At 46.3% G+C, this 19,969-nt stretch carries 18 protein-coding genes; 7 read left to right on the top strand and 11 right to left on the bottom strand.

Translation table 11 applies throughout. From position 1 onward, the window contains the following. Nucleotides 1-57: 57 nt before the first annotated feature. A complete protein-coding gene (locus QUA40_RS09560; RefSeq protein WP_333124491.1) occupies nucleotides 58-546 on the bottom strand; it encodes a GNAT family N-acetyltransferase in 489 nt (162 codons plus the stop codon). Nucleotides 547-755: 209 nt separating this feature from the next. On the opposite strand from QUA40_RS09560, the gene QUA40_RS09555 reads away from it, so the two are divergent. Then, the gene (locus QUA40_RS09555; protein ID WP_333124488.1) at nucleotides 756-2,804 is read left to right on the top strand and encodes an ABC transporter ATP-binding protein; all 2,049 of its coding nucleotides are present in this window, start codon (nucleotides 756-758) and stop codon (nucleotides 2,802-2,804) included. A gap of 158 nt (nucleotides 2,805-2,962) precedes the next feature. Here the strand turns inward: QUA40_RS09555 and QUA40_RS09550 are convergent, their stop codons facing one another. From QUA40_RS09550 to QUA40_RS09530, 5 genes are all read right to left on the bottom strand, one after another. Next, nucleotides 2,963-3,181, bottom strand: coding sequence for a hypothetical protein (locus QUA40_RS09550; RefSeq protein WP_333124485.1), 219 nt, complete (start codon nucleotides 3,179-3,181; stop codon nucleotides 2,963-2,965). A gap of 144 nt (nucleotides 3,182-3,325) precedes the next feature. After that, nucleotides 3,326-4,543, bottom strand: a complete 1,218-nt coding sequence (locus QUA40_RS09545) for a DNA double-strand break repair nuclease NurA (protein WP_333124483.1) — start codon at nucleotides 4,541-4,543, stop codon at nucleotides 3,326-3,328. Nucleotides 4,544-4,960: 417 nt separating this feature from the next. Then, a complete protein-coding gene (locus tag QUA40_RS09540) occupies nucleotides 4,961-5,755 on the bottom strand; it encodes an HAD hydrolase-like protein (RefSeq protein WP_333124481.1) in 795 nt (264 codons plus the stop codon). A gap of 230 nt (nucleotides 5,756-5,985) precedes the next feature. After that, on the bottom strand, nucleotides 5,986-6,720 hold the full coding sequence (locus QUA40_RS09535) for a DUF928 domain-containing protein (protein WP_333124478.1): 735 nt from the start codon (nucleotides 6,718-6,720) through the stop codon (nucleotides 5,986-5,988). A 142-nt stretch (nucleotides 6,721-6,862) separates the two neighbouring features. Then, on the bottom strand, nucleotides 6,863-7,603 hold the full coding sequence (locus QUA40_RS09530; RefSeq protein ID WP_333124476.1) for a DUF928 domain-containing protein: 741 nt from the start codon (nucleotides 7,601-7,603) through the stop codon (nucleotides 6,863-6,865). A 336-nt stretch (nucleotides 7,604-7,939) separates the two neighbouring features. On the opposite strand from QUA40_RS09530, the gene QUA40_RS09525 reads away from it, so the two are divergent. The 4 genes from QUA40_RS09525 to malQ all read left to right on the top strand — a co-directional run bounded on the left by QUA40_RS09525 (nucleotide 7,940) and on the right by malQ (nucleotide 12,865). Further along, complete coding sequence (locus QUA40_RS09525) at nucleotides 7,940-9,727, top strand: CHASE2 domain-containing protein (RefSeq protein WP_333124473.1); 1,788 nt, start codon at nucleotides 7,940-7,942, stop codon at nucleotides 9,725-9,727. Between the two features lie 74 nt (nucleotides 9,728-9,801). Beyond that, entirely contained in the window at nucleotides 9,802-10,560 is a 759-nt protein-coding gene (locus QUA40_RS09520) for a MinD/ParA family protein (protein ID WP_333124470.1), read from the top strand. Between the two features lie 207 nt (nucleotides 10,561-10,767). After that, entirely contained in the window at nucleotides 10,768-10,893 is a 126-nt protein-coding gene (locus tag QUA40_RS09515; protein WP_333124467.1) for a photosystem II protein Y, read from the top strand. A gap of 463 nt (nucleotides 10,894-11,356) precedes the next feature. Further along, the gene (gene malQ, locus QUA40_RS09510; protein ID WP_333124464.1) at nucleotides 11,357-12,865 is read left to right on the top strand and encodes a 4-alpha-glucanotransferase; all 1,509 of its coding nucleotides are present in this window, start codon (nucleotides 11,357-11,359) and stop codon (nucleotides 12,863-12,865) included. 379 nt (nucleotides 12,866-13,244) lie between these two features. On the opposite strand, the gene QUA40_RS09505 is transcribed toward malQ, so the two are convergent. Continuing rightward, a complete protein-coding gene (locus tag QUA40_RS09505) occupies nucleotides 13,245-14,126 on the bottom strand; it encodes a RodZ domain-containing protein (protein WP_333124461.1) in 882 nt (293 codons plus the stop codon). Continuing rightward, nucleotides 14,123-14,917 (bottom strand): pseudouridine synthase, encoded by a 795-nt coding sequence (locus QUA40_RS09500; RefSeq protein ID WP_333124496.1) that lies wholly within the window; start codon nucleotides 14,915-14,917, stop codon nucleotides 14,123-14,125. Before QUA40_RS09500 ends, QUA40_RS09505 begins: the two co-directional genes overlap by 4 nt. Nucleotides 14,918-15,026: 109 nt before the next feature. On the opposite strand from QUA40_RS09500, the gene QUA40_RS09495 reads away from it, so the two are divergent. Then, on the top strand, nucleotides 15,027-15,185 hold the full coding sequence (locus tag QUA40_RS09495; protein ID WP_333124458.1) for a hypothetical protein: 159 nt from the start codon (nucleotides 15,027-15,029) through the stop codon (nucleotides 15,183-15,185). Between the two features lie 349 nt (nucleotides 15,186-15,534). Continuing rightward, entirely contained in the window at nucleotides 15,535-16,326 is a 792-nt protein-coding gene (locus QUA40_RS09490) for a DUF2993 domain-containing protein (protein WP_333124456.1), read from the top strand. Between the two features lie 63 nt (nucleotides 16,327-16,389). Here QUA40_RS09490 and QUA40_RS09485 read toward each other — a convergent pair whose 3' ends face one another. The 3 genes from QUA40_RS09485 to QUA40_RS09475 all read right to left on the bottom strand — a co-directional run bounded on the left by QUA40_RS09485 (nucleotide 16,390) and on the right by QUA40_RS09475 (nucleotide 19,926). Continuing rightward, nucleotides 16,390-17,307: a phosphatidate cytidylyltransferase gene (locus QUA40_RS09485; protein ID WP_333124454.1), complete on the bottom strand. Its 918-nt coding sequence runs from the start codon at nucleotides 17,305-17,307 to the stop codon at nucleotides 16,390-16,392. A 350-nt stretch (nucleotides 17,308-17,657) separates the two neighbouring features. Beyond that, nucleotides 17,658-18,251: a precorrin-6Y C5,15-methyltransferase subunit CbiT gene (gene cbiT / locus QUA40_RS09480; protein WP_333124451.1), complete on the bottom strand. Its 594-nt coding sequence runs from the start codon at nucleotides 18,249-18,251 to the stop codon at nucleotides 17,658-17,660. Nucleotides 18,252-18,348: 97 nt separating this feature from the next. Further along, nucleotides 18,349-19,926, bottom strand: a complete 1,578-nt coding sequence (locus QUA40_RS09475; RefSeq protein ID WP_333124449.1) for an aminotransferase class I/II-fold pyridoxal phosphate-dependent enzyme — start codon at nucleotides 19,924-19,926, stop codon at nucleotides 18,349-18,351. Nucleotides 19,927-19,969 lie beyond the last annotated feature (43 nt).

Here is a 19,969-nt window from a genome sequence, read left to right as displayed (position 1 = left end):
TGGCACATCTCTTGATGAAATTATTCGTGCTTATTGTGCATGAATAGTGTCTCATACTTATTTGAAATGACTATATACTCGATCGGAATGGTCGAGGTTATGCTGGTATCTCATCCCCACTTTTTCCATTACCCGCCGCGAGGATCTGTTTGCGGTATCTGCAACAGCAACAATTTTTTCTAGTTTCAATACTTCAAATCCGTACTGGAGGCTAGCCGCTGCAACTTCCGATGCTAAACCTTTCCCCCAATAGGCTTTTGCTAACACGTAACTGACTTCTACTTCAGGTGTTTTGGCTAAGAAGCGAAGCCCCCCGTCGCCGATCAATTGGTTATTTTCTTTATTGACAACAGCCCACAAACCGAAAGCGTTTTTTTCCCAATCAGCGATTATCCCAAATAAATCGGCTGCTGTTTCTTCTCTATTTCTGACGCCTTCGCTCAGATACTTCATCACTTCCGAGTCGCTGTAGATGCGGTACAGATCGTCTAAGTCTTCCGGCGTAAATTGTCTCAGATACAATCGGGCTGTCTCTATCTCTTGCATGATAAATATAACTTCTACCAGTAGATTCTAATACCAGTTTTGTCTGTCTACAAACATTTTGGTTGGGTTTCGTTCCTCAACCCAACTTGCTGTTACAAGAAAACACTCTTTGTGAAATAGGCATCTTGCCTGTTACTGATAGTAGTGCCAAATATTCATTTTATTTGTTACAATTACTAACTAGATATATTGTACAGTTTTTGCCATCAATGACAATTTCCTCACCAGTAGCAGACACCAAAAACAAATCCGGCCAGGAAACAGACTGGCGGTTATTCATGAGGTTGGCATCTTACGCAACCCGCAGCAAACGCTTGCTGATTATTTCGATCGCACTATTAGTACCGCTAGCAGTCTCAGGAGCAATTCAACCCATTCTCATCGGACAGGCTATTTCCGTAATTCGCTCGGAACCTACCTACGAATTCTTGCGAGGATTGCCGCTATCTGCTGCATTGAATATTTTGGCTATTTTGCTGATGCTAACTATAACACTTAGATTAGCACTGCAATCAGTTCAAGGCTATTTCGTTACGAAAGTAGGGCAAATAATTACTACTGATATTAGAAATGATTTGTTCGCCCACGTCACATCGCTAGCAGTCAGATTTTTCGATCGCACTCCTGTAGGTAAATTGATGACTCGTCTCACCAGCGATGTAGAAGCTTTGGGAGAGGTTTTCTCTTCAGGAGCAATCGGCATTGTCAGCGACTTATTTTCAATTTTAGTAATTGCCATTTTCATGTTTACCATGCAGTGGCAACTAGCTTTAATGTTGGTGCTGATGATGATACCAATTACCGCAGTCATCATTTATTTTCAGTACCAATATCGCATAGCAAATTACACTACCCGAGAAGAACTTTCGGATCTCAACGCACAACTGCAAGAAAACTTGACTGGTATTGGCGTAGTGCAGCTATTCCGCCGCGAAAGATTCAACTCTGAATTGTTTCGCGTCACGAATAAACGCTACATTAAAGCAGTTGACAAAACTATATTTTACGACTCAGCCGTATCTGCGACATTAGAATGGATTGCTTTAGTAGCGATTGCAGCCGTTTTGTGGATGGGTGGCCAAAGGGTTTTAGCCGGTAATCTTAACTTCGGTACTCTCTCGGCATTTATTTTATTTGCTCAGCGTCTTTTCGATCCGCTGCGGCAATTTGCTGAGAAATTCACTGCAATTCAAGCCGGATTTACCGCTGTCGAACGGATTAGCGATATTCTCAACGAACCGATCGAAATTAAAGATCCAACTAGCGGGAAGAAGGAAGAAGAAATAGGGAAGAAGAAAGAAGGAAGAAGGAAAAGGGAAGAAGGAAGAAGGGCAGGTTATTTACCGTTGTTGATAACTGGACATCCAGAGGCAACGGCTTACAACTTGTCTCCGTTCGATCGAGAATTGGCAGATCATCAAAATCCACCAAGTTCCGAATATCGTTTATTGCCTAACAATCCCCAATTACCCCCCGCCAACCCCCCCAAGCTTCGGGGGGGAGAAAATGCCAAATCGCAGAATTATGAATCGGGAGAAATCCAATTTGACAACGTGTGGTTTGCTTACAAAAAAGACGAATATGTCCTGCAAAACCTCAATTTCACCATCAAATCCGGCGAAAAAGTAGCATTAGTTGGCCCCACTGGTGCAGGCAAAAGTTCAATTATCCGTCTTCTCTGCCGCCTTTACGAACCTAGCCGAGGACGGATTCTGGTTAATCATGTCGATATTCGAGATTTACCTCAAGCAGAGTTACGCAGGCACATAGGCGTAATTATCCAAGATGGCTTTCTCTTTGCTGGTGACGTGAAGAGCAATATCAGCCTGGGAGAAAATTACTCGATTGAGGAAATTCAAGCAGCAGCAGAAAAGACAAATGTTGCCCGTTTTATCGAACAGTTGCCTCAAGGTTATGATACGCAATTGCGGGAACGGGGGACGAATCTTTCGGGGGGACAAAAGCAATTATTAGCGTTTGCTCGCGCCGCTATTCGCAATCCGAGTATCTTAGTGCTAGACGAGGCAACTGCTAGTTTGGATGTGGGGACGGAAGCTTTAATTCAAGAAGCTCTAGAGCGTTTGATGGCGGACAGAACGGCGATAATTATTGCCCACAGGCTCTCGACTATCCGAAATGTCGATCGTATTTTAGTGCTCAAACGCGGGCAGCTAGTAGAATCTGGCAGCCACGAAGAATTGTTGCAGCAACAAGGGTTGTATGCCAGTTTGTACAAGTTGCAAATGCTGGGAAGTTAATATCTGAAGGAAGCAGGAAGTTCGGCAACGGATTCTGTAACGGATGTAACGGATGTCAGGAAGAGGGAAGAAGGAAGAGGGAAAATTTTCGGAATCCTCAGATACCCGACTTCTGGAAAAAGTCGGGTATCTAAAAGAATCTCAAATCTCAAATCGGATCACTTGCCCGAAATCATTTTCCACAGGGTTTCCGGCAAGTGAATTATATGTTGGAAAAGCTGATTTGGGCCGATGCCAAACAATAACTGCATCGCCAGCACAATTGCTGCTAAAGCAATCGCTGTCCCGATGCTAGCTTTCAACACTTTAAAAGCCCAATTAAACACCAGCCAAGATACAAGTAACGAGGCAATTAAGATAATTAGTTCTATTGGCATATAACATTTTTAACTTTATTTTAACTCTACATAACTTACGCATCAATACCAAAGAAACCGGGTTTTTTATCTGTGTTAAAGGCTTAAATGCAATATTTCCGTAAAAACCCGGTTTCTGCGTCCAAGATTACTCTACTTATTACTTTAAGCAATACTGCCGCGCTTCCGTGTTTCCTTATAAGAAATTCCGACATTTTTTAAGCCGGCTTTAATCATTTGCTGCTCTAACAAAGCGAAAAAGCGACTTCGATCACCCCCCGTGACTACCGCTTGATTGTGAGCTTCTGCTAGCGTCACCGGATAGCCGCCGCCTTTGTGTACCTGAGCGAGCATCATTCCCAAAGCTAAATCTAGCTGTGCTTTATCTTGTGCTACCCATTCCGGCACTTCTATTCTAGCAATTTCTGTACCGACGTGAACGTAACAGAAATAGACGGAATTAAGACCGTACAAATCTAAAATTCGAGCTTGGGATTTCCACAAAGGGCTTCTTTGTCCCGGTGAGAGGATTGTTGCCCATAATATGGCATCCCGCAGAGGTTCAAATTCTTGACAAGGTGCTTTTTCGGCGAAAGAAATTGTGGCTGCAAATCCGACGTTCGGGCAATTTGTCATGCAGTCTGGTACTTCGTGGGTGCAAGCTTCAAACCGTAAAAAAGATAAGCTTTCGCTGCTGCGAGAAGCGCTTAAGTATCCTAACAGCGGAATCCCTGCTAAACGCAACTTGTCCCAAGCTTCTAAAATTGGCAGCAAAATTTGATCGCGCGCTTCGCTGGGTAACTGTTCCAAAAACCAATAAATCAGGGAACCGTCTACCATTGCTAAAGCTGGCGCGGGCAATTTATGGTCGTTAACTTTTGCCCAATTGCAGCCCATTTCTGCTAAGGCTATTGCTTCGGAAACGGCCCGCCGATATCCCATCCATTCTTCGGTTCTAATTCCCCACTGGCGGGAACCGTACAAGTCTTCTGGCTTGTAGAAAACCTCGGGTACGCTGTCTAAAACTGGGTGGCGGCTTTGTCCGTAGTGCAGCATGACTGTGCCGACGTTTAGCAGGTAACAGTAGGCTATTTCGTGATGGTTGGGGGAAATTTGCGATCCGTCGGTGGCAAAGACTGTGTGGGCGGCGGGGGGTGCGGTGATGTAGGTACGATCGGACAATCGCTCGATCGGCGTGGCAGCATTGAATAAAGTGCGATCGCGCCAATTCTCTTGCAATTCCACCAATTTTTCCTGTTCGCCTGCAGCCTTTACCAGCAAATTCTGAGCCACTTCCAAACGCTGCCGAGCCGCTTGAGCTTCCACATTCAAATGTTGGCTCATTCCCTGCATTGCCTTGGCTGCTTTAGTTAAATCGAGCATGGGTTTTAAGTCTCAATATTAGAAAGCTTTCAAGCGGAGAAATTATCAAAACACTTTTCAATTTTTGGGTTCCGAAGCTTGGTTTTTTGTCATACACGCGGTTTGATAGACTAAAGCACTTCGTGCACGCCTGCAGAAATAGTAAAAAAAACGGTTTTTGAGGTCAAGAGTACCTGACAATAGTCTATTAAAAAAAAACCTTTTTTTTTCGTTCGATTGCCTTGCTTTTTTGAAGGATTTATGTTATATTAATCTTATTAATGGGATGGTGAAAAAAATATTATTTTTTTCACCATCCCATTAATAAGATTATACCATGTCTACGCCGCAAAAGTCAACAAAAAAGATGTAAATTTTTGTGATTTTTTTCTTGACTCTGAGAAGCGAAAAAAATCACACCTGTAAACAAATCTAACATCAACATTCGATCGGCAGCCAATCGGCAAAATCTCCGGCAAACTGCGACAGAGAAAGCAATTGAACGGGTGGATTTTGAGCCACAGATTCGCGTTCTGGCAAAGTATTGTAACCCCAATCAGCCAAAAACAACCTCACCTGAGATAAATCCGGCTGCTGCTTCACCGACAGCAAAGTTTTTAACCTATCTTCCACAAACCAAATAGTCGAATCTTTGCCAGACGCAGACAAAAATTCCCGCAAAATTTGGTGTTTAGGCTTGTTGTATTCCTTACCGAAAATCAACTCTGATGGCATTTGTACGCCTGCTAGCTGCAAAAGTTCCCGCACAAAACGGCCTTCCTTTGTAGTGACGATCGCCACTTTCACCGAACTATCCTGCAACGAGTGCAACCTATCGAGTACCCCTGGATAAAAGCGGTGCAAAGACAGCCACCCAGATAAATCCTCAGCAATCCAATTATCGCGCAATCCGTCTAACATAGCGCCGACAGACTGCGCTTTTAAATTATTTTCAGTCAATAAATACGGTACTATATTAGACCACTCCCGCAAAATTTCCTCTGGGGAAATCCCTGTCAGTAATGCGCGGATCAGCAGTGGCATTTCCCAACCAGTTTCGATGGCGGGCCTCACTCGGTAAAAACTCAAAGCTAAATCTGGATCTGGTACTGTTTCGACTGGTTTCCAGATGTGACAGTAGGTACGCCAAGCGGTTTGGAAATATTCGATTAGTCCGTCACAAATCACACCGTCAAAATCAAGAGCTAGAATTGTCGGAAAGTTATTAGCCATCAATCGATTTTAGATTTTAGATTTTAGATTTTGGATTGAAGAATTGGAGAATTTGAGAATTGAACAAAGCGATATCACTGATGAATCCGGAGACTTGTTATCGGATACTATTTTTTGGTTGTGCGAGGATAAAGACGGGGGCTTGTATCCTGGCTGCTTTCGGTCACTGGATTGAACAATTGAAGAATTGACTATGCAAACACTCAGCAATGATTGGTGAACAGTGGTTATTAAAAAGACTGAACAAGCGGTTGAGCGGCAATCGATTCTAGTCCTTGGGACTGCAACAATTGCGCCCACTCGGTCGTCAGCCGCGAATCATCGGGTGCGAGGCGCCGCATTTCGGCTAGAGTAGCAAGAGTCTCGTACCAAATCCCATTTTTAGCATAAGCAATCACCTTAGCCATAGGGTCGGGATTTACCAAATCCTTCTTGAGATTTGCCTGGGGTTCGATTCGCTGCATCCATCCTTTAACAATATAATCCCCAGAACGCTCCAGAGGATCGCAGGCTAGTGCAAACGACCACACATATCGCTTACCAACCTCAATATTTTTTGTCTTGTCTTTGTCAGAAAGGCTAACTCCAACAATTCCGGCTTTGTCATTTTTTAAAGTAGTTTCGTAAACTACTTCGGATTCATCTGCGTTTAGCAAAATAAATTCTACTTGAGCCGCCGGTTGAGAAACATATACAAAAAATGTTGGCGACTCTGTTAGCGTTAAGCCAATATTGCTTTCAGGTATTAAGGGAGTAATGAATAAACCCTCCCGTAACTTACAGCCTCGATGCGTCCCCCCTTGCCGGTTGTCGGGGGCTGTTACATCGGGAGGTTTGAAATTAACATTCTGACTCAGCAGAATGGGTGCAGGCACAGCCTGCATCGGTGTAAGCAAACTGGGGAGAGTAACGACGATCGCCAATACAGTCATCGCCAGTGCAGTAAAATGTATAAAACGTTTCATTTTTTCACCCACTTGTAGAAATATTTATAGAGCGTATTTCTAAATGTTAACCCGGAGTTTTAGCCCCGGGCGCGATCGAGTAAATGGGTCAATTTTCACATCGCCATGGGCAGACCGACCAAATTTCCGGAAATAACGAGATTTAAAGAGGTGCAACCAGTGGTTGAGCTGCAACAGATCCCAGTCCTTGGGACTGCAATAATTGCGTCCACTTGGCTGTCAGCCTCGCATCCCCCGGTGTCTGGCGCCGCATTTGGGCTAAAGTAGCGAGAGTTTCGTACCAAATCCCATTTTGAGCATAAACGTTGAGCCTAGTCATCGGGTCGGGATTTGCCAGAGCGCTCTTGAGAGTTGCCTGCGGTTCAATTCGCTGCACGAACCCTTTAACAACTACATCCGCCGATCGGTCTTGGGGGTCGCAAACCATCGAAAACGACCATACGTATCGCTTGCCAACTTCAAGGGATTTATTGTTGTCCACGGTAGCAGGAATACTAACTCCAACAATCCCGGATTTGTCAACTTTAAACGTTTTTTCATAGACCACTTTGTCCTCCTTTTCGTTGAGCAAAGTAAACTCTATTTCGGGCGAGGTGTTAGGAATATAGACAAAAATTGTGGGAGAATCTGTTAGGGTTAAACCGATATTAGTTGGAGGCACTAAAGGAGTAATAGATAAACCCGCTGGACAAAGCTTGTTGCCGCGATGTGCCCCTCCTTGTCGGTTGGCGGGGGCTGTTACGTCGGGAGGCTTGAAATTAACATTTTGACTCAGCAGAAGCGGCTGGGATTGTGCGCGCATCGGTGCAAGTGAACTGGGTATAGTAGCTGCGATCGCAGATACGGCGACCGCAAGTGTAGCCCCATGTAGAAAACGTTTCATTTTGTTGTACCTTTCACTATAATTGCAAACACAGCCATTCGCTGATGGCGACAAATATTTTTGAGATGCTAGTCGAGGGCGCAGATACACAATTTAAACCTTGACATATCATCAATAACATTAATTAATTCGAGCGGCAAGTCGATTCTCTGTCGCAAACATCAGGTTGCCTAGATCGCAAGTATCATTGTATACATTTGCTCGCCACGTACTGTAAATTTTTGTAACAAAGCGGTCGGAATTTCCGAGTGTTCTAAGATGGAGGAAGTCTCCAGCAGGCGGGAAATGTGAAACAACTGCTGTTCCAGAAACGAGTCAAACTTTTATGCTGGGATAATGAGTAAAATATCTAAAAAAATTCTATCGGCAGCGGCTCAATTGAGTCAAATGTATAAACCATCACTAGCATTTGCTAAGTCTGTATTAATTGCCAGCGCGGCAGTAACATTATCCTTGATGGGGGCCAGACAGCTAGGAATACTCGAACCAATAGAATTAAGCGCTTACGACCAAATGGTGAGGTGGCGTCCCGACGAAAAGCCAGACTCGCGCTTGTTAGTTGTGGGGATTACCGAAGCAGACATTCAGAAACTGAACCAGTGGCCGATATCCGATCGCAAAATAGCTGAAATCTTACAAAAACTGGAAAAAATGCAGCCTGCTGTCATCGGTTTAGATGTACTGCGAGACGTACCTTTAGGAAACGGGCGCGAGGAATTAACTAAAGTTTTACAAAAAAGCGATCTAATTATCGGGGTATGTTTAGTCACCGACGGGGGCCCGGACAATCCCGGTTCTCCGCCTCCGCCGGGAATGCCAGAAAACCGGGTGGGATTTGCAGATTTCGGAATCGATCCTGGCGGCATACTCCGCAGGTCTTTATTATTTATGAAACCACCGAGAATGGAGGGCAAATCCTCGGTAAAAAAACATCTTTGCAATGACAACTCTCAAGTTTTATATTCCTTCAACCTCAAGCTAGCACTCCGCTACCTGGAAGGGCAAAAAATTTATCCCAAACTGGCACCAGATCAATCTTTATGGCTGGGGAAAACCCAATTAAAACAACTAGAAAGCAATGACGGAGGATACACAAATGTCGATACCAGGGGATATCAAATATTAATTAACTATCGTTCCAGGCGGCAAGTCGCAAACCAAGTCAGAATTACGGATGTTTTAGAAGGGAAAGTTGACCCGCAGTTAGTTAAAGATAAAATAGTTCTCATCGGTTACACCACAGACAGCGTTAAAGATTTCTTTTATACTCCTTACAGTGGGCAACAGCAAAACAAGCAATTCATGCCGGGGATCGTGGCACACGCACAAGTAGTCAGCCAAATTTTGAGTACAGTTTTAGACAACAGACCGATGTTTTGGTTTTGGCCGGAATGGGCAGAAATCTTGTGGATTTCGGGATGGTCCATTGTGGGAGGAACCTTGGCATCGCGGATAGCTCACCCAGCGAAGTTGGGGGGGACATTCGCAGCAATGCTGTCCGGGTGCTGCGCGATCGGCTTTGGGATTTTTCTGTTGGGAGGGTGGGTGCCTGTGGCAGCGCCAGCCTTAGCATTAATTTTAACTGGCGGTAGCATTGTATCAGCAGAGAGATTTAATAAAGCCGGATACGGGAAAGCAATTAGCGATCGAGTAAAACAAGTCTTCAAAATCGAAATAGACCAAGCCAAAAAAGAACAGCAAGTCGCAGAAATTACAGAATCTGATTTCTTTAAAGAATTGCAGCAAAAGAAAGATAAACTGAGAATTAGCAAACAAGAAACCTCTGGAAAAACACCTTCCGAACCCCAAGAAATAACTGCCAGTACCGCAGAGATCCCCAAGGCCGAAAGTCAGACAGACGAATACCTAGCTCAGTTGCAGGAAAAAGCCAAACAGCAGAAGCAGCGCGCCCCCGTGACTGAATCGGAAAGCGGGTCAAAAAGGGGTGCGATTAATGCGGGTTACGATGCTAGTTCAGCCGAAACCCAACCAGATGAAGAGTTCAGTGATTTGCAAACCAAAGCCAAACAGATGCGGCAGCGCAGGGGCGCCCAAAAGATGATAAAAGATGAAAAGATTGATAGTTTAACAGATAAGGAGAGTTTGGGGGGCAAGGAAGAATGACAGACAACTCGACTGCACGATCGAGAATTGCATCATAATGGGTTCTCGCCGTTTCTTACCCTAATACGCAGATCATGTCCAAAATCATCTCTGTCCACTCTTACCGGGGCGGAACTGGCAAATCGAACACGACAGCAAACCTGGCATCTATTATCGCTCGCGGCGGAAATCGGGTCGCCATTGTGGACACAGACATTCAATCACCGGGGATTCACGTGCTGTTCGGTTTCAGCGAGAGCAACATGGATCACTGCCTGAACGATTACCTGTGGGGCCGGTGTCCGATCGCGGATACGGCCTACAATGTGAGTTCGCTGCTGCCCAAATTAGCCACTAACGGCAACCTCTACCTGATTCCTTCGAGCATTAAAGCAGGCGAGATAGCGCGAGTTTTGCGCGAAGGCTACGATGTGGGACTGCTTACCGACGGCTTTCAAGAACTGATCGAGGTTTTGAACTTAGACTACCTATTTATAGACACGCACCCGGGGCTCAACGAAGAAACCCTCCTCAGCATCACCATTTCCGACATCTTGCTGCTGATTCTGCGTCCGGATCAGCAAGATTTTCAGGGAACGGCTGTCACGGTAGATGTGGCCCGCAAATTAGAAGTTCCCAAGATTTTGATGACGATCAATAAAGCCCCAGAATCCCTGGATTTCGAGGATTTGAAGCAGCAAGTAGAGAGTATTTACAACATCCCAGTGGCAGGGGTACTGCCCCACAGCGACAAGATGATGCTGCTCGGCAGCAAGGGAGTGTTTGCGCTGCACTTCCCTAACGACCCTCTAACTAAGGTTGTGGAAGGGATTGCGAAACAGATTGTGGGATAATTGGTGCAGCGAATGCCGATCGCCCGCCCTGGAGTTTCGCTTTCGCTCTCAATTCCTCCGGAGCGATGTCCTCCTGCGTATCCGGCTGCCAGTGGCAGAGGAACTTTTAAAGGCGACAATATTTGCTTAAAGAGTCAGGAGAATGGCGACAAAATGAGATACAAATAGATTATGAGAATTTGTTAAAAAACTTTAGGAGGAGAACTCATGGATTTTGACTTCCGCATACTAATAGTATTGATGCCCGTATTGTTGGCGGGCGGCTGGGCTGCTTACAACGTCGGCACTATAGCTCTCAAACAAGTGCAGAAATTGTTGAACAAGCAAGCTTAAACTCAGGCTCATTTCAGGTAATCCCGCAGCCGACTGTTTTTTGAGATACAAAACAGTCGGCTGATTTGTGCATTTGATCTGCTTAAGCGATTGCTGATTTTTGGCGGGCAATTTACTACTGCAGAGAGATAGGGCGAAAGCGAAAGAAAAGTTATCTTCAAAACTTAGGCAGAAACCAGGTGCGATCGACCAAACTACTTTGTGGCAGCAAACGAGCCTGGGTAAAAAAACCTAGTTGCGAAAGCGAGGCGATCGCGTAACTCCAGATTTTGATGTTTTGGGCTCTACTCTAAACTGGTGAGTAGAACCCAAAAGAAATATTTGGCAAGCACGTTCCCGCAGAAAATATGAGACAATCACAAAAGTATTTGCCCTGATAATCGCCCTAAAAACTGCGAAGTTTAAGTGATGGGGAATATCGGTCAAATTGTCAATGTTTAAATCCTATATCTTTAGATAGATTATGCTTTTTCCCCGATCGAGCGGCATTCTACTCCACCCCACATCCTTTCCCAGTCGATTTGGCATTGGAGACATGGGAATAGAAGCATATCGCTTTATTGACTTTTTAGTAGAGAGTGACCAGCAATACTGGCAGGTATTGCCGCTGGGGCCGACAGGATACGGCAATTCTCCTTATTCGTGCTATTCCGCAATGGCGGGAAATCCGCTGCTGATCAACCCAGAACTGCTGCGGGACGATCAATTGCTCGCAGATGAAGACTTCGCTAATTTACCAGAATTTCCGCTGGATTATGTAGACTTCGAGCGGGCGATCGCTCTGAAAGTGCCTTTGCTCAAAAAAGCTTGCGAAAACTTCAAAGCAAAAGGATCGCCGATCCAGCAAAAAGAATTCTCAGCTTTTTGCGAAAGCAAAGAGAGTTGGCTGGAAGATTACGCCTTATTTATGGCACTAAAAGATAACTTTGGCGGTGTTAGCTGGAACAATTGGGAACCAGAAATTGCCCGTCGAGAACCAGAGTCGCTAGAGAAGTGGCGCCAGCAGCTAAATGCTGAGATTTCTTACTACAAATACGTCCAGTTTGAGTTTTTTCGCCAGTGGACGGAGTTGAAACGCTATGCCAACCTGCGGGACATTAAAATTATTGGCGACATTCCGATTTATGTAGCTCACGACAGCGCGGATGTGTGGTCTCATCCAGAAATTTTCTGCTTGGATGAAGCCACCGGAGAAGCAGCTTTAATGGCCGGAGTTCCCCCTGATTACTTCAGCAGTACAGGTCAATTGTGGGGCAACCCCGTCTACAATTGGGAGAAGTTGCAAGCAAATAATTTCGAGTGGTGGGTGCAGCGTTTTGAAGCGATTTTCGCTTATGTAGACGTGACTCGGATCGACCACTTTCGAGGATTTGAGGCTTACTGGGCGGTGAAGCGCGGGCAAGAAACTGCGATGTACGGAGAGTGGATTAAAGCGCCGGGAACAGCTTTGTTGGATGTAATTAACGAGAAGTTTGGCAACTTGCCGATTATCGCTGAAGATTTAGGAGTAATTACTCCAGAAGTGGAAGCTTTGCGCGATCGGTTCGAGTTTCCGGGAATGAAGATTTTGCAGTTTGCTTTCGGTGCGGGCCCTGGCGATCCTTTTTTGCCTTTCAACTACGATCGCAACTGCGTAGTTTACACCGGCACCCACGACAATGACACGACTGTCGGCTGGTTCAATCAACTGTCAAACTACGAAAGAGATGAGGTTTTGCGTTATTTGGGCTGCATCGATCCCCAAGGAATCCACTGGTCTTTAATCCGCATGGGTTGGATTTCGATTGCTAATTTGGCAATTGTGCCGTATCAAGACTTGTTGGGTTTGGGTACAGACGCGCGGATGAATTTTCCGGGGAAAGCAGAGGGAAATTGGGGTTGGCGGTATCGACCCGAAGCTTTGAATTGGGAAGTGCGGGATCAGCTCAAAAGCATGACTTACATCTCTGGGCGCGCTCCTAATAAACATTGATCGTCGGCAAGGGGTAATTGGTAATTGTTAATGGGTAATATCAAATCTGTTAGCATCGGAATTATTCCTATTTCTATACTCTTTATCTGCGTGAATCAGCGTCAATCCCTTGTCATCTGCGACCAGAGAAATTCTCTTTTTTTGCCGCAGATGAGGGCAGATGCAACACAGATAAACGCAGATGAATTAGATCGATTCCGGTTGCACCCTCCATCCGTAATTGTTGATTGTTGACTGGATTTGACTATTTCGATGCAACCGGAATTAATCTAATGGGTAATTGTTAATCGGTAATTGGTAATTGGTAATGAGTGAATCAAGACGCACATTCTAATTAAAAGCTGTGGACTACCCGCTATTACCTATTACCCATTAACACTCAACCTTCATTCTTGGGCGGTGCTGAAGGCTTGAGTTCGTTGGCTTTAAAAACAACTTCTTTGGCGACTCCAGGATCTCCGAGTGGTTCGGCTTGTCCGTTATTAACAGCAACCATTACCCCGCCGGCGTTACCTGCTACCACTACCAATTGCTTTTGAGCCCCCCAGGTGCGAACAGTCCCTGAAGGCAAAATTCCTTCAAACTCTGTTTTGCCATCGACTTCAACCTGCATCCACGAGTCTGCTTTAAAAGTGACGCTAACCATCACTGGTTTATTGCCAGATTTATCTAAATTTTTACCTGTTCTTGCTGCTTCCACCGCGGCGTAACTATCCGGTTTCTGATTTTGTGAGGATCTCGATGCCTCAGCAGCTAAACGGGCTTGTTCTTTCTGCCCAAGGGCTTGTTCTTCGGCTACCGCACCGTTTTTTGCGGTAACAGAACCGCTGATCAACTGAGATAAGACATTGACCGAACAGATAATTAGAAATGTGTAAAAGAGGTAGAGGTGCATCGGCCGCAACTGAGGCCCATCTTGCCAGGATAGCTTGGTTCTCGATCGGGCTGGCGGTTCGATCGGGAAAAATTCGCCAAACTGAGTTGGGTCCAAACCCATTGCTTCAGCGTAGCGCTTGATCAAACCCTGAGTGTAGACGGGTTCGGGAAGTTGGTCTAGTTGGCCGTCCTCGATGGCTTGCAGCAGATTCCGCCGAATCATTGTTACCACGGCTACTTTGTCTAAACAAATAGATTGCTGTTCGCGGTACTGACGGAGTTGAGTTCCAATTTCCGCTAGCTTCTTCTGAGCTGTTTCTGGTTCTTGGGAGTGCAATTTCTGCTTAGTTGTTTTGAAGAATAAAAACAATAAATTCTTTGTCATATGCTGTGCTCCTGGGAATTTACTGGCACGCTTATTGATGTTAGGTTGACTAGATTCCATAAATAAATAATTTCCGCATCTTCTAGGGGTCGGCAGCAGCCTGGTGGCAATATTGGCGAACCAGGCCGCTGCAATTGAATCGGGCCAATGGCTGTGCGGTGCAGGCGCACCACGGGATATCCCAACAGCTCGGCTGTTCGCCGAATCTGTCGGTTTCTGCCTTCTGATAGAATGACTTCTAACAGAGTTTCGTCTCGCGCGCGATCGATAACTTTAACTTTCGCGGGCAAAGTTTTTCTGCCGGACAAGATGATGCCCTGACGCCACGTTTGTAGTATGCGTTCCGGGGGATCGCCCAGTACCCAAACCTGATAAGTTTTGGCGATCGAGTGACGCGGATGGGTCAAACAAAATGTCAGCTTACCATCATTGGTGAGCAAGAGGGCGCCGGTGGAATCTGCATCTAAGCGTCCTACGGGGTGGATGCCTTGACCGGAGCGCAGTTGTGGTGGCAGCAAGTCGAGAACTTTCGATCGGGATCTGGGATCGCTGCAAGTAGAAACTACGCCTGCCGGTTTGTTGAGCAACAGATAGACTTTTGCGGGTCGATCCGTTGGTTTCACCGGGACTCCATCGACTTGGATGAGATCGTGATCGGGATTCGCTTTTTCTCCTAAGCGAACAATATTGCCATTAACTCGGACTCGTCCAGCTACAATCATCTGTTCTGCAAGACGGCGAGAGGCAATGCCCCACTGGGCGAGGATTTTTTGCAGCCTTTCATCAGACATGACGGGAGTGTGGAAATCCCCAACGAGCCAACGGTGGGGAGGAAACACGACACGGTTAATTGATTAACCGTACTAGCAATGCTCAATTCCTGGTTGGGAATAAATTATAATGCTGCCCAATTATTACAGGACGCCCGGCCTGGCACAGATTTTCCTTGTGCCCGGTGCAGATTGTCCTGATGGCATTACCCTGAATGCTGTGCAAAAACTACGAGGAAAAGACTCGTGGCAGGCACAGGTTTGCACCGTTGGTTTGCGGCTGGTTTGAAAGGTGTGGGTCTGACCCGACCATAAACCAACACTACCATAAATCCCGTACTGCTGGTTAAATTTATACGCTCGATCGCGAATTTTTCCTGGGGATCGCAAAACTCGTGAGCTACCCAAAGATCCCAAAGGGGGAAAGGTGAGAATTTTTCTGCTTCTGGCGTTGCTGATGCTAGATTTCTGCTTGATTTTGGAGTTAATCGGACTTGTTTTCATCAACCCGGTTTCTAAGGAAAATCAGAGGTTGATAGCGGTCTATCTGTGCAGAAACCGGGTTTTTGAGGCCGGATGTGCAAGTTCTAGTTAAATTTCTGTGCTTGAATATTAAGGTTTATATTCTGAAATTGTTTATGACTGTCGATCGAAACTCTCTTCAATTTGACAATAGAGATGGGGCTGGTGGCTCTGGTGGGACTGTTAATCTCGGCGAGCAGCCGGGGAGACCTTCGCCGAGTCCAGGCAGCCGGATCGCGAGCGCGGTGCTGTCTCCGGCGGTGCAGTTGTGGCTGCGATCGCAAGTTGAGCAGGTTGACGAGTTGAAGGTGAAAATTGAGGGGAGTGATCGACAACTATTCAGCGGTGCGATCCCCAAGGTAACGGCTGCCGCGAGCGGTGCTGTGTATAAAGGACTACACCTCAGTGAAGTTGCCATAGAGGGCTGCGGCATTCGCATCAACCTCGGTCAAGCTCTCAAAGGCAAACCGCTACGCCTCCTCGAATCTGTTCCCGTGGCAGGGGTTTTGAGGCTTAGCCAAGCGGATTTGAATGCCTCACTGAAAGCGCCTTTACTTGCTGATGCTTTGAGCGAATTTTTGCTGCCTATGCTGCCACTGACAGATAGGGAAAAGTCGCTGAAGTTGCAAAATTCGCAGATCGCAATTGAGGCGGGTTTGTTGACGCTTTCGGCGACAATTTTGCGCGCTGGCGGTACACAAATTCCTTTGGTATTGCGGACTGGTTTGCGGATAGCCAGCGGTCGCGAATTGATGTTTGAAGCACCAGAAATCGAACTCGATGGAGAATTAAAGAGCAGTGATTTCAAGGATTTTAAAATTGATTTTGGGCCGGAAGTTGAGATAGAAGAGTTTATTTTGAGTCCGGGGGAGATTGCTTGTCGGGGGGGAATTAGAGTTTTACCTTAGTTAGTTAACTGTTGACTGTTGACTGTTGACTGTTTTTACCAATTCCCAATTCCCAATTCCCAATTACCTATTAATTAAAAAAGAGTCGATCGCGGGCAACAGTAAAGTGACAAAATAGTAGACTAAGGGTGCGGTAAAAACATAACTGTCGGTGCGATCGAGAATGCCGCCGTGACCGGGGATCAACTGTCCCGAATCCTTAACACCGGCGTCTCGCTTCATCATCGACTCAGTTAAATCTCCCAACAAGCTAGCAACGCCAATCAACAGACCAAAAGCAGCCCCAGTATACGGCCACCCCGGCCAGTGTAAATACCAAGACCCAGCGACGGCCACGGCGATGCTGCCGCAAACTCCAAATACGGCACCTTCAACGGTTTTTTTGGGGCTGATGTGGGACAGGCTAGTGCGGCCGAAGAATTTGCCGACAAAATAAGCCCCAATGTCAGCGGCCCAGATGCAGAGGAAAGACAGCAGCAGCGAAGTCAATCCTAAAGATATGCTGCTGGAACTTGTCCAAGACGGCGACGGGTAAATGTTAACGGGCAAATTGCTTGCTACTGCTTGCGAAAGTTGGGTTGTAGCAAGATTGGCTGGATCGAGGCCGACTCGCAGCCGTATCCAATAGCTGGGCAAATAACCGCCGTAGAACAATCCTAAAATAGAAGCGGCAATATCGGCGATCGTCGATAATTTAGGTTGGAACAGCAGGTAGAAACAGATGAAGGTTCCAGCTAGGGGAAACATCGCATCTACGAGTTGCGGTGCAAGGGCGGCAGTAATTAGCAGAACTTGACTGACAACTAAGGTAGTTTTGGCAGCGGGTGCAATGCCTTTAGCCCTGGCTAATTGAAAATATTCCAATTGACCTAGGTAAACGATGATCCCGAAGCCGACGGTGAAGTACCATCCCCCCAAAATAATCATTCCCAAAGCAAGGGCGATCGCAACTATTCCACTGAGGATACGAGACCAAGGCATAAAATGAATTTCTCTTGCAGACGGCGGCGGGTCATTCGATTTTGGATTTTGGATTTTTCTAGAGCACGAGTTTCTCGCTTGCACAGTCAACCCCGCCTCCCCAATCGGTCATCCAATATTTCAACTCAGGCGTTCAATCCAGCTAGGGTCGCCCTTATTCTTAGTATGAAGGTTAAGTGAACGTAAAAAAGATTAAGAATTACATTTAGGAATGGGAATGGGGAATGGGGCATCGGGCATTGGGAATGGGGCATTGGAAATGGGGCATCGGGCATAGGAGGCCGAGCCTGGAAGGTTATTGGTTAACAATAACCAATAACAACAGTCAACTCTCAACTGTCAACTAACTTCTAATCCAGCTTTTCGCCGCTGAGAATAAATATGGGATTGACGGCGGCAAATGTTTGGCTGAGGCCACGAGTCTCCAAGCGGTTGACGGCGGACTGGACTACTTCGATGTTGCGGACTTGTAACTCGGCGAACCCTTCAGAAAGGGCGTAAAGATTCTCTAAATTCGATGCTGTGGCGACAACTCTACCGTGGGGTTGCAAGTACCGCCAGACTTCTTGGAGAATGGCTTTAATGGGGCGACCTCCTTCGATGCAGACTCGGTGGGGGGGTTGGGGCAGGTTTTTGAGGCATTCCGGGGCACTGCCTTCTATGACTTCTACGTTGTCGAGATCGAATCGATCGCAATTTCTGCGAATCAAGCTTGCTACTTCTTCGTCCCTTTCGACGGCGATAATCCGACCTTTGGGACACAGCAAACCTGTTTCTACGGCGATCGTACCAGTACCTGCACCGATGTCCCACACGACTGAATCGGCTTGCAGCCGCAGGTGGGAGAGTAACAGCAGTCGGACTTCTCGCTTACTCATGGGAATTCCCGGTAAACGTTCAAATAAGTCATCCGGGATGCCTGGAGTGACGTAGGGCCAAAGCATAGTTATATTTTGATTTTTGATTTTTGATTGAAGCAAGACCGAAGTTGGAACTCGCGGAAGAAGTAGAAATTCTCCCTATTTCCCCCAGCCTTAATCTTTACTTTCGCACAACCTTGAGAGTTTGGAGGTTTCTATCGCTACAACCTGTGATTTTTCCGCCGGCGGCAAGGATTTGTTGCAGGTAGTCAACGGCTTCTGGGGTAATGATTTCACCGGGCATCAAAACGGGTATTCCTGGGGGATAGGGACAGATGAGTTCGGCGCACAGGCGATCGAATGCTTTGTCTGCTGCTACTGTTGCGGTTGAGGAAAAGAAGGCCTCGCGGGGGGAGAGTGGGGGAGGGGAAAATCGGGGGAAGGAGAAAATCTCGTCTTCTTTCTGACTTCTTCCATCTAAGTGAGATGTTGCACGATTTTCAAGAACAGGCAAGATGCCTGTGCCACAAAGAGTGAATTTAATTGTGGGGTGGGCATCTTGCCCGCCCATCAAAGACTTATTGACAATTGTGTCAGATGTGACTTTTAAAAGAGTACAAGCTTTAACTAGATTGTCAATATCGGATTCTGTATTTCCCAAGCTGATAATAAATGTTAGATGTTGCGGCATTGGTAATTCTGCGGTGACTCCGAGTTGAGAGTGCAGAATATCATCGGCGGCAAATCCTGTGATTCCTAAATCTGATACTTTTACGGTTAGCCTGGTTCGATCTAATGCTGCAAAACCCGGTGTATTTAAGGGTTCTAAAACTGATAAGCCTGGAATTTGACTGATGCGCGATCGCGCTTTTTCTGCTAGCTGTAAAGTTTTGGTCATTAACTGTTCGCCGTGGAGTGCGATTTGTTGGCGGGCTGCGTCTAGGGATGCTAATAATAAGTAGCTGGGACTGGTAGATTGTACTAGCTGCAATGCTCTATTTAATTTTTGGATATCTATGCGATCGCCCTTGACGTGCAGCATCGATGCTTGTGTCATTGCACCGAGGGTTTTGTGGATTGATTGTACGGTTAAATCGGCGCCGGCTGATAGTGCCGATTCTGGCAAGTTTGGATGAAAGTTAAAGTGCGCGCCGTGGGCTTCGTCTACTAATAACGGTATGTTGTATTGATGAGTAATTTGGGCGATCGCCCGCAAATCTCCGCAGACGCCGTGATAGGTTGGGTAAACCATCATTACTGCTTTAGCGTCGGGATGTTGTTCTAATGCTGCGGCTGTGGCTTCTGGGGTGATGCTGTTGGCAATATCCCAATCCGGGTTGTACTCTGGATTGACAAAAATCGGAATTGCACCGGATAAAATTAAACCAGAAATTGCCGAGGAGTGGATATTTCGAGGTAGGATAATTTTATCGCCGGGGCCGCAAGTTGCTAAGATGGCGGCGATAATTCCGCAAGTCGAACCGTTTGCCAAAAACCGAGTTGATTTTGCTCCAAAAGCTTCGGCGGCTAAGTGTTCAGCTTCAGCAATTGCACCTTCTGGGTTAAAGAGATTATCTAATTCCGGCAATTCCGGCAAATCCGATCTAAATACTGCCGCACCGAATAAGTCAACTAGCGGCCCTGAGATTCCTTGTCCGCGTTTATGTCCGGGGGCGTAGAATGGGGCGTGCGGATGATTTGTGCGATCGCGCAAAGCATCTAATAGGGGAGTTTTTGTTTGAGAGTTTGCTGGTGACACGATTAATCTTGATTGCTGTATTTGATATCTAAGTAGAGCCGTA

Source organism: Microcoleus sp. Pol11C3 (genome assembly GCF_036701485.1).
Classification (GTDB): domain Bacteria; phylum Cyanobacteriota; class Cyanobacteriia; order Cyanobacteriales; family Microcoleaceae; genus Microcoleus.
Note: the sequence above shows the minus strand (reverse complement) of the source record. Positions and strands in the feature narration are given on the sequence as shown.

Coding starts and splice junctions, on each gene's coding strand:
- QUA40_RS09515 (WP_333124467.1), top strand. CDS start 10,768: ATGGATTTTGACTTCCGCATACTAATAGTATTGATGCCCGTATTGTTG.
- QUA40_RS09540 (WP_333124481.1), bottom strand. CDS start 5,755: ATGGCTAATAACTTTCCGACAATTCTAGCTCTTGATTTTGACGGTGTG.
- QUA40_RS09485 (WP_333124454.1), bottom strand. CDS start 17,307: ATGCCTTGGTCTCGTATCCTCAGTGGAATAGTTGCGATCGCCCTTGCT.
- QUA40_RS09545 (WP_333124483.1), bottom strand. CDS start 4,543: ATGCTCGATTTAACTAAAGCAGCCAAGGCAATGCAGGGAATGAGCCAA.
- cbiT (WP_333124451.1), bottom strand. CDS start 18,251: ATGCTTTGGCCCTACGTCACTCCAGGCATCCCGGATGACTTATTTGAA.
- QUA40_RS09500 (WP_333124496.1), bottom strand. CDS start 14,917: ATGTCTGATGAAAGGCTGCAAAAAATCCTCGCCCAGTGGGGCATTGCC.
- QUA40_RS09535 (WP_333124478.1), bottom strand. CDS start 6,720: ATGAAACGTTTTATACATTTTACTGCACTGGCGATGACTGTATTGGCG.
- QUA40_RS09550 (WP_333124485.1), bottom strand. CDS start 3,181: ATGCCAATAGAACTAATTATCTTAATTGCCTCGTTACTTGTATCTTGG.
- QUA40_RS09555 (WP_333124488.1), top strand. CDS start 756: ATGACAATTTCCTCACCAGTAGCAGACACCAAAAACAAATCCGGCCAG.
- QUA40_RS09505 (WP_333124461.1), bottom strand. CDS start 14,126: ATGACAAAGAATTTATTGTTTTTATTCTTCAAAACAACTAAGCAGAAA.
- QUA40_RS09490 (WP_333124456.1), top strand. CDS start 15,535: ATGACTGTCGATCGAAACTCTCTTCAATTTGACAATAGAGATGGGGCT.
- malQ (WP_333124464.1), top strand. CDS start 11,357: ATGCTTTTTCCCCGATCGAGCGGCATTCTACTCCACCCCACATCCTTT.
- QUA40_RS09525 (WP_333124473.1), top strand. CDS start 7,940: ATGAGTAAAATATCTAAAAAAATTCTATCGGCAGCGGCTCAATTGAGT.
- QUA40_RS09520 (WP_333124470.1), top strand. CDS start 9,802: ATGTCCAAAATCATCTCTGTCCACTCTTACCGGGGCGGAACTGGCAAA.
- QUA40_RS09530 (WP_333124476.1), bottom strand. CDS start 7,603: ATGAAACGTTTTCTACATGGGGCTACACTTGCGGTCGCCGTATCTGCG.
- QUA40_RS09495 (WP_333124458.1), top strand. CDS start 15,027: ATGCTGCCCAATTATTACAGGACGCCCGGCCTGGCACAGATTTTCCTT.
- QUA40_RS09560 (WP_333124491.1), bottom strand. CDS start 546: ATGCAAGAGATAGAGACAGCCCGATTGTATCTGAGACAATTTACGCCG.